Annotated in this window: 8 protein-coding genes; 4 read left to right on the forward strand and 4 right to left on the reverse strand. The window is 73.4% G+C overall.

Going from position 1 to position 7,944, the window contains the following annotated elements:
• The coding region (locus tag LCE31_RS32860; RefSeq protein WP_374118626.1) for an acyltransferase family protein at positions 1–1,371 on the forward strand (1,371 nt) is incomplete at its 5' end.
• Between the two features lie 105 nt (positions 1,372–1,476).
• Here LCE31_RS32860 and LCE31_RS32865 read toward each other — a convergent pair.
• Positions 1,477–2,349: a helix-turn-helix domain-containing protein gene (locus tag LCE31_RS32865; protein ID WP_225020968.1), complete on the reverse strand. Its 873-nt coding sequence runs from the start codon at positions 2,347–2,349 to the stop codon at positions 1,477–1,479.
• A 289-nt stretch (positions 2,350–2,638) separates the two neighbouring features.
• On the opposite strand from LCE31_RS32865, the gene LCE31_RS32870 reads away from it, so the two are divergent.
• Positions 2,639–3,514, forward strand: a complete 876-nt coding sequence (locus LCE31_RS32870; RefSeq protein WP_225020970.1) for a glycosyltransferase family 2 protein — start codon at positions 2,639–2,641, stop codon at positions 3,512–3,514.
• A 130-nt stretch (positions 3,515–3,644) separates the two neighbouring features.
• A complete protein-coding gene (locus LCE31_RS32875) occupies positions 3,645–4,865 on the forward strand; it encodes an LmeA family phospholipid-binding protein (protein WP_225020972.1) in 1,221 nt (406 codons plus the stop codon).
• 18 nt (positions 4,866–4,883) lie between these two features.
• Here the strand turns inward: LCE31_RS32875 and LCE31_RS32880 are convergent, their stop codons facing one another.
• Entirely contained in the window at positions 4,884–5,576 is a 693-nt protein-coding gene (locus tag LCE31_RS32880) for an SDR family oxidoreductase (RefSeq protein ID WP_225020974.1), read from the reverse strand.
• A gap of 176 nt (positions 5,577–5,752) precedes the next feature.
• On the opposite strand from LCE31_RS32880, the gene LCE31_RS32885 reads away from it, so the two are divergent.
• Positions 5,753–6,718 (forward strand): helix-turn-helix transcriptional regulator, encoded by a 966-nt coding sequence (locus LCE31_RS32885; protein WP_225020976.1) that lies wholly within the window; start codon positions 5,753–5,755, stop codon positions 6,716–6,718.
• A gap of 188 nt (positions 6,719–6,906) precedes the next feature.
• Here LCE31_RS32885 and LCE31_RS32890 read toward each other — a convergent pair whose 3' ends face one another.
• A complete protein-coding gene (locus LCE31_RS32890; protein WP_225020978.1) occupies positions 6,907–7,230 on the reverse strand; it encodes a hypothetical protein in 324 nt (107 codons plus the stop codon).
• Positions 7,227–7,721 carry a SigE family RNA polymerase sigma factor gene (locus LCE31_RS32895; protein ID WP_225020982.1) on the reverse strand — a complete coding sequence of 165 codons (495 nt, stop codon included), beginning with the start codon at positions 7,719–7,721 and terminating at the stop codon, positions 7,227–7,229. Before LCE31_RS32895 ends, LCE31_RS32890 begins: the two co-directional genes overlap by 4 nt.
• Positions 7,722–7,944 lie beyond the last annotated feature (223 nt).

Below are 7,944 nucleotides of genomic sequence, written 5' to 3' on the forward strand. Positions count from 1 at the left end.
GCGGTGGCGCCGCCGGCCGCCCCCCCCCTGAGCGCCGCCGTGGACACTTCGGCCGCACCCGCCCCGCCCGCGGCCGACGCGGCGGACGAGAGCGCCGCGGGCGGCTCGCGCGACGGCATGCCCGTCCAGCCCAAGCTGCCGTCCGCGCCGGGCGGCGGGCGGGGCTTCCCGTCCGCGATCCGCCGCAGCGGCCGGGTGCGGGGCGTGGACGGGCTGCGGACGCTCGCCGTCGGCATGGTGATGATCTACCACCTGGTGCCCGGGTCGCTGCCGGGCGGTTCGATCGGCGTGGACGTCTTCTTCACGATCAGCGGCTTCGTCATCACCCGCCTCCTCGTCGCGGAGTACGCCCGTACCGGCGACATCTCCATGGGCCAGTTCTACTGGCGGCGGTGGCTGCGGCTCGTGCCGGCGCTGCTGACCGTGTGCGCGCTGTGCGCCATCCTGGCGGGGGCGACCAGCCTGCCCGGCTTCGACGGGGCCTGGACGTCGGTGCTGCTGTCGATGACGTTCCTGGTCAACATCGTGCGGGCGGCCCAGCCGGGACCGTACTCGGACGGCACCTCGCTGCTGGCGCAGAACTGGTCGCTCGGTGTGGAGGAGCAGTTCTACCTGCTGTGGCCGCCGCTGCTGAAGGGACTGCTGCACCGGGTACGCCCCCGTACCGTGCTGATCTGGGCGGCCGTGCTCTGCCTCCTGCCCGTCGGATGGCGGTGGCTGCTGTGGGACCCGACCCAGGCGCACCGCATCTACAACGGCACCGACACCCGCGCCGACCAGCTGCTCGCCGGGGCGCTCCTCGCCGTCGCCGTCGCCAGGCTGCGCCACGACGACCCGCGGCTCGCGGCGCTGCGCCGCTGGTCGGGCCGGATGGCGTGGCCCGCGCTCGGCGTGCTGGGGCTGATCGTCTGGAAGATCCCCGTGACGGGCGCGAACGCCTGGACGGAGAGCTGGTACACGGCCGGCTTCCTGGTCACGGCGGTGCTCTCGGCGACCATCATCGCCGCCCTCGAACTGCGGCCGCGCTCGGCGCTGTCCTGGACGCTGTCGCTGGCGCCGGTCGCCTGGGTGGGCCGCAACCTCAGCTACGGGCTCTACCTCTGGCACTACCCGCTGGGCCGGCTGCTCGCGGACCTGGGCGTCCACCAGGGGCACCTGCTCGCGACGCTCGCCGCGTCGTTCGCCGCCGCGACGGCCTCGTACTACCTGATCGAGCAGCCGCTGAACCGGCGCTGGCGGCGGCGCGGGCCCGGTTCGCGGCCGGGTTCCGGGCGCGGCGCCCCGGACGCCAGCACGGCCCCCGCGGGGACCGCCGGCAACCGGGGCGGGGGCGGCGACGCCGGGCGACGGCACCTGGCGAAGGCGTCATAGAGCGTCATGAGGCCGGGCACCACAGCGACCACCGCAGCCACAGGAGCCACCTCGGCTGCCACAGCCGCCACAGCCTTCTCAGCCGCCACAGCCCTCTCGGCCGCCTCAGCCGCGCAGGAGGTCCTTGCGGAAGTCGGCCAGCAGCTGCTTCGTCTCCTTCGCGGACTCGGCGAGCGCGACCATGCGGTCCATGGCCTCCATGTGCTCGGAGACCTCGTTCTCCTCGTCCAGGTAGAGCGCGCCGGTCAGGTACTCGATGTAGACCATGTCCGGGATCTCGGGGACGTCGAAGCGGAACAGCACGAAGGGGCTGTACGTACCGGGGTGGTGGCCGGCCGAGAGGCGCGCCGTCTGGAGCGTCACGTTCGGCAGCTCGGTCATCTCCAGCAGCCGCTCGACCTGCTCGCCCATCAGCGCGGCGTCGCCGACCGGCCGCAGCAGGACGGTCTCGTCGATCACGGCCCAGAAGTTCGGCGGCGCCTCGGAGCGGGTGAGGAGGGCCTGGCGGCGCATCCGCAGCGCGACCTGGCGCTCGACGCGGTCGGGGTCGGGCTGCCCGACGGCGGTGGTGGTGAGGATCTCGCGGGTGTACGCCTCGGTCTGGAGGACGCCGGGCACGAAGTGCGGCTCGTACTCGCGGATGGTCTTGGCGGACTCCTCCAGGCTCACGTACCCGCCGAACCAGCCGGGCAGGACGTCGTGGAAGCGCTGCCACCAGCCGGGCTTGTTGGCCTCCTCGGTGAGCGCCGTGTACGACGCGACGTCGTCCGGCGGAAGTCCGTAGGCGGGCAGCAGCACCTGGAGGTAGGGGATCTTGAGCGCGACCTCGGCGGACTCCATGCGGCGGATCGTGGCGACCGTCACGTGCAGGAGCTTCGCGGCCTCCTCCCGAGTGACCTCGGCGCCCTCGCGCAGGGCGCGGAGCTGCCTGCTCAGGACGAGCTGGCCGATCGTCGGCGCGGAGCGCGGCTCACTCATACCCCCACCCCCTCTCCACCCGGCGACTGAGGCAGTCTGACACAGGGAGATCGATAAAGGCTCCGCACGGTACACATTGTTCCGGACGCGGTCACGTCACCGGCCGGCCCTGGTTCCGGTGCGGGGCGAGGTGACCGTCCCCCTACCCGGAAAGGTGAACCTGTGGCGTCGCGGAAGATACCTTCCAGTGACCTCCCGATGGAGGAGCCCCGATAAACTCGGACCTGACGGGGCCTTCGAGCCGACGGGCCGGGCCCTGTACCGGCGAACAGAAGCGGAGTGATGCGGCGTGACGCGACCACGTGTGGGGGTGGCTGTCCTGACCATGGGGACCAGGCCCGCCGAGCTGCGGGCTCTGCTGGACTCCGTGGCCAAGCAGCAGGAGCCCGCACGGCGGATCGTCGTCGTCGGCAACGGCGCGCCGCTGCCCGAGCTGCCCGAGGGCGTCACCGGCATCGAGCTCCCGGAGAACCTGGGCGTCTCCGGCGGCCGCAATGTGGCGATCGAGGCCCTGCGGGACGCCGGCGACGTGGACGTCCTGGTCGACCTGGACGACGACGGCCTGCTGATCGAGGCCGACGTGATCTCCCGGGTCGCCGACCTGTACGAGGCGCACCCGCGACTCGGCATCGTGAGCTTCCGCATCGCCGACGAGAACGGGCTCACCCAGCGCAGGCACGTCCCGCGGCTGCGGGTGGACGACCCGATGCGGGGCGGCGAGGTCACCACGTTCCTCGGCGGCGGCCACTCGCTCTCGATGGCGATGCTGGAGGAGGTCGGCGGCTGGCCCGACGAGTTCTTCTTCACCCACGAGGAGACCGACCTGGCCTGGCGCGCGCTCGACGCGGGCTGGAAGATCCGCTACGAGCCGGAGCTGGTGCTCCAGCACCCGCGCACGTCGCCCGCCCGGCATGCCGTCTACTACCGGATGACCGCCCGCAACCGCGTCTGGCTGGCGCGGCGCAACCTTCCCGCGCCGCTGGTCCCCGTCTATCTGGGCACGTGGATTCTGCTGACGGTGGCCCGCACCCGGTCGGTGACGGGCCTGCGCGCCTGGTTCGCCGGGTTCGGCGAGGGCGTCCGCACGGCCTGCGGCAGCCGGCGGCCCATGCGGTGGCGCACCGTACGCCGGATGACGGCGCTCGGCCGGCCGCCGGTGATCTGACGGGAGCGGGGACGGCGCCGTCGCCCGACGCGCGCGAGAGGTCCTCGAACTCCCGTCCATAGCGGGGCAAACGGGACCTACCCCCGGTAGGACTTGCGTACGAGGTGGGCCCGCGTGGTCAGATGAGTCGATGCGTCCCCCCACCCGCATACCAGGACACATACCCAGCCCCTACGACGAACTGGCACAACTGGCCGATCCCGGCGATCCGTTCGACCTCGGACCGCGGTCCGACGACGAGCCGGGCACCGGGCTCCGCGACTGGCGCCGGGCCGACGACGAGCCGTGGTCGCCGCCCGACCACCGGGGCCCGGGCCGCCTGCGCGGCCTGTCGCACGCCGCGAAGATCTCCCTCACCCTGGTCGCCGTGCTGGCCTTCCTCGTCGTGGCCGACCGCGCCGCGCTGCTGTACGCGCAGGACAAGGCGGGCGACGAGCTCCAGCACTCGCTGGGCCTGGTCGCGAGGCCGTCCGTCGACATCCACGGCTTCCCCTTCCTCACCCAGGCGCTGTACGGCCGGGTGGGCCGGGTCGACGTCACCGTGCCCGACGTGCCGGCCGGCCGCGTGTCGCTGGCCGAGGTGCACGCCACCGCGAAGAACGTCCGGATCGTCGGGGGACTGCCCAGTTCCGTGAAGGGCGCGGTCATCGGCAGTGTGGACGGCAGCGTCCTGCTCTCCTTCGACGACATGGACCGCGAACTGGCCGCCTCCCAGGCGTCGTTCACCGACGCGGGCCGCGACAACGTGAAGATCGCGGGGTCCCTGCCCGTCGCAGGGCACGACCTGCGGGTGCACGCGGACGCGCACATCAGGCGCGACGGCGGGCAGGGCGTGGCGACGACCGTCGACGACATGCGGCTCGACGTGCCGGGCCTCGCCTCGTACGAACCCGGCAGGGACCGCGCGCACTCGGGGCTCAGGCTGGCCGCCCCCGCGGCGCGGGCCCTCGCGGACGACACCGCCCGCGCGAAGGCGCTGCTCGGCGTCCGGTCCATCGTGAAGCGGCTCGGGGTGCCGCGGACCCGGGTGGACGAGGCGTTGCGGGGCGACGCGCAGTTGCACAGGCTCACCGGGTCGCCGCTGTTCGTCCGGCAGCTCATGCGGGTCAACCTGGTCGATGTCGTCGCCCGGCACCCCTGGGTCCTGAAGAAGGCGGGCATCGACCCCGCGTTCGTCGACGCGCTCGTCCACCTGCGGCTGCCCCAGCTCTCCGACGAGCTCTCGCTCGACGTGCGCCTGCCGAAGGAGCCCGTCCCCGTCCAGCTGCGGCACGTCACCGTCGAGCACGACGGCATCCGCGCGGACCTGGCCGGGTCGGGCATCCGACTGGGCAAGAGGCAGAGGCACTAGGCAGGGCCCGCGCCGTGGTCAGACGGGCTGGCCCAGGGGCCGGATCGTCAGGGTGTTGAGGTCGACGCCCGCCGGCTGGTCGAGGGCAAGGCAGACGGCCTCGGCGACGGGCTGGGGCGGCAGGGCGAAGGGTGGTACGGCGGCGCCTTGCCAGAAGGGGGTGTCGATCATGCCGGGGTTGACGAGCGTGACACCGATGCCACGGGTCGTGGCGTGCAGGCGCAGGTTCTCGGCGAGCCCGGTGGTGGCCCACTTGGTGGCCGAGTAGAGATTGCCAGGAGAGTTCTTCAGCCCGGCGACGCTGCCGATGAGCACCAGCCGTCCGCCCGTGGCCTCAAGGTGCGGCAGGGTGGCGTGGGCCAGCAGGGCGGGGCCGAGGACGTTGGTGAGGACCATGGGCCCCCACAGGGCCGGGTCGCCGTCCCCGATGGAGTCACCGGACATGAATCCGGCGTTGGCCACCGCCGCGTCGAGGCCGCCGAAGCGCTCCACCGTGCGGGTCACGGCCGACTCGGTGGCCCCCCAGTCCGCCGCGTCCGCGACCAGGCCGAGCAGGCGGTCGGGGTGGCCGGCCTCGTCGAGGAAGGTCTTCAGCCTGGTCTCGTCGCGGCCGGTGACGGCCACGTTGTGGCCGCGGTCGAGGAGCAGCCGCGCGGTGTGGGCGCCGATACCGCTGGTCGCTCCGGTGATCAGTACGGTCTTGCCGGACATGGTCGTGCTCCTGAGGTGGTGAGGGGGAAACGCGGAGGGCGGGCCGCGGCGAAGGAGCGCCGTTCAGGTCCGCCCACCCCATGGAACCGGCGCCGTCGGAGGCGGGAAAGGTCGCGTTTATGGGGGGTATAAAGGCGACCCCTCTGGACCGGCCCGGCCCTGGGTACCGTGGACGGATGGAACCTCCGTCCGGAAACCACCCGGGGAGTCGCACGGACAACCGTCCGGACAACGGCACGGACCACCGCAAGGACAACCGTTCGGACATCCGCGACTTCCTCGTCAGCCGGCGCGCCAAGCTCGCCCCGGAGCGCGTCGGGCTGCCCCCGGGCCGGCGCCGCCGGGTCCCCGGACTGCGGCGCGAGGAGGTCGCGGCCCTCGCCGGCGTGAGCACCGAGTGGTACACGAGGCTGGAGAAGGGCCACATCGGCGGCGTCTCCGAGGACGTGCTGGAAGCGGTCGCGAGGGCGTTGCGTCTCAACGAGGACGAGCGCACCTACCTGCTCGAACTGGCCAGGGCGGCCCGCCCCGCCCGCCGTCGGCCGCACCGCCGCCAGGAAGCCGCGATCCCGCCCTCCGTCCAATGGATGGTGGACTCCATGACCATGGCCCCCGCCTTCGTACGCAGCGGCCGTCTGGACCTCGTCGCGAGCAACGCGCTGTGCAGGGCCCTGTACTCACCGATGTTCGACAGCGACACCACGGGCGAGCGGGGCTGCGCCAATTTCCCCCGTTACTTCTTCCTCGACCCCGGCTCCCGCGACTTCTTCGTCGACTGGGAGGAGGGCGCGAGGGCGACGGTCGCGGTGCTGCGGGCCGCGGCCGGGCGGGAACCGCACGACCCGGCCCTGCGGGAACTCATCGGCGAGCTGTCCACGCTGAGCACCGACTTCCGCACCATGTGGGCCAGTCACGACGTCCGCATCCATCACGAGGGCGTCAAGCGGCTGAACCATCCCGAGGTCGGCCGTCTGGAGATGGCCTTCCGCTCCCTGGACCTGCCCCTGCCCGGGCGGACCGCCCACGACCTGACCATCTACACGGCCGAGCCGGGCACCCCCTCGGAGGACCGCCTCAGACTCCTCGCCAGTTGGAGTGCGCCGCAGGCCGCGCCCACGGAACCGGTCCGACCGCCCCGCTGACCTCACGCCTTCCTGAGGGACCCGCCCGGGGCACCGCCGGGAGCGCGACCCGACCGGACGCCGCCGGTTCACGCGGGTCCGTACCGGACGCCGCCCGTTCATGCGGGTCCGTACCGGACGGCCCCGGTTCACTCAGGACCCGACCGGACGGCCCCGGTTCACTCAGGACCCGACCGGACGGCCCCGGTTCACTCGGCGGACCCCGGTGGCCGGGCGGAGGGCAGTGCGGCGGACGGGACCGGCGCGGGGGCCGAAGGCGACGGCGGGTGCCGGGCCGTCCGCGTCGCGTGCGGGCGGGTCGCCGGTGGCTGGTCCGTGTGGCGGGCCAGGGCCGCGGGGAGCGCCAGGGCGACGCCGATCACCGCCGCGGCCAGGGCGAACAGCGCGGCCGTCCGCAGCCGGTGGCCGGCGCGGCCCGCGACCGGGGCGAGGGGCGCCCGCAGGCCGGCGTGGGTCACGGTGTCCGCCTTCGCGGCGAGTGCCGCGCGCAGCCGTTCCTCGACAGTGCTCACCCCGAACCCTCCATACGTCTCGCGAGAGCGTCCAGCGCGCGGCTCGCCGTGGACTTGACCGTGCCCCTGGACACCCCCAGCGTCTGGGCGATCTGTGCTTCGGTGAGGTCGGACCAGTAGCGCAGCACCAGGACCTCGCGCTGGCGGCGCGTCAGCGCGCGCAGCGCGCCGAGGACCTCGCGGTGCTCCTCGCGCAGCAGGACGTCCTCCTCGGGCGGCGGCACGTGGCCGGCGCGCTCGGGCACGTACGCCCGTACGGTCCTGCGCCTGCGCAGCACGGACCGCGCGCCGTTGACGACGCTGCGCCTGACGTACGCCTCGGGGTCGTCGAGGTGCCCGAGGCGCGCACCGTGGCGCCGGTAGAGGGCGGCGAACGCGTCCTGCACCACGTCCTCCGCCGTGGGCAGGTCGTCGACCAGCAGCACGGCCAGCCGGACGAGTGGCAGCCGCCGGTGGTGGTACAGCGCGTCGATGCCCGGGTCGGTGTCCAGGGCCGCGCGCGCGGCGTCCGGCCTCTCCTGTTCGCGCGCTTCGGGTGCCCGGCTGCCGGACAGAGCACGCAGCAGCCGGCCCCGCACGCCCCGGGCGGGGTTGTGCTGCGCCTTGTTCGTGTTGCGAGCAAGGGCCACCAGGGGGTCCGCCGGCAGGGGGTCCAGGAGCGCGTCGATGACGAAGGATCCGAGAACCCCGGTGGATCCAGTAACTGCGATGGAC

This window comes from Streptomyces sp. 8L (assembly GCF_020176795.1).
GTDB lineage: Bacteria > Actinomycetota > Actinomycetes > Streptomycetales > Streptomycetaceae > Streptomyces.

Coding starts and splice junctions, on each gene's coding strand:
- LCE31_RS32885 (WP_225020976.1), top strand. CDS start 5,753: ATGGAACCTCCGTCCGGAAACCACCCGGGGAGTCGCACGGACAACCGT.
- LCE31_RS32880 (WP_225020974.1), bottom strand. CDS start 5,576: ATGTCCGGCAAGACCGTACTGATCACCGGAGCGACCAGCGGTATCGGC.
- LCE31_RS32865 (WP_225020968.1), bottom strand. CDS start 2,349: ATGAGTGAGCCGCGCTCCGCGCCGACGATCGGCCAGCTCGTCCTGAGC.
- LCE31_RS32875 (WP_225020972.1), top strand. CDS start 3,645: ATGCGTCCCCCCACCCGCATACCAGGACACATACCCAGCCCCTACGAC.